This window comes from Schauerella aestuarii (genome assembly GCF_009866805.1).
Classification (GTDB): Bacteria; Pseudomonadota; Gammaproteobacteria; order Burkholderiales; family Burkholderiaceae_B; genus Schauerella; species Schauerella aestuarii.
Genome location: NZ_SIZW01000023.1, coordinates 1 through 455 on the forward strand (window position 1 = coordinate 1; position 455 = coordinate 455).

At 50.3% G+C, this 455-nt stretch carries 2 tRNA genes; both read right to left on the reverse strand.

Annotated features, from left to right (window positions below):
- Positions 1-222: 222 nt before the first annotated feature.
- Positions 223-298 (reverse strand) — tRNA-Ala (locus EYW45_RS25085).
- A 57-nt stretch (positions 299-355) separates the two neighbouring features.
- Positions 356-432: transfer RNA gene (locus tag EYW45_RS25090), tRNA-Ile, on the reverse strand.
- Between the last annotated feature and the right edge of the window lie 23 nt (positions 433-455).

The following is a 455-nucleotide window of genomic DNA, read 5'->3' on the forward strand; positions in this document are numbered from 1 at the left end:
CTGAAGAGGCGCATAGCAGCAATCAACTCATTTTCGTTGTGCTTCTTCCAGATTGTTAAAGAACGATTTACAGCTTTTTCGTTGAGTCAAAAACCCAACGCTTAACGCACACTCTGTGCACTAAGCGTTGCTCTCTTGAGCCTCACTCATGAAACATCCAACAGACCAACATTGTAGGCATCAACGCCGCGTCTTTTCAAACGCAACATCAACCTGAAGCAATGGTGGAGGTGAACGGGATCGAACCGATGACATCCTGCTTGCAAAGCAGGCGCTCTCCCAGCTGAGCTACACCCCCGTATCCCACACAACCGATCAGCCGACAACTCGACTTCTCAATCTGCGCAGAATGCTGTGGTGGGTCTGGTTGGACTCGAACCAACGACCCCCGCCTTATCAAGACGGTGCTCTAACCAGCTGAGCTACAGACCCCATGTTTCATGGATCATGTAGTC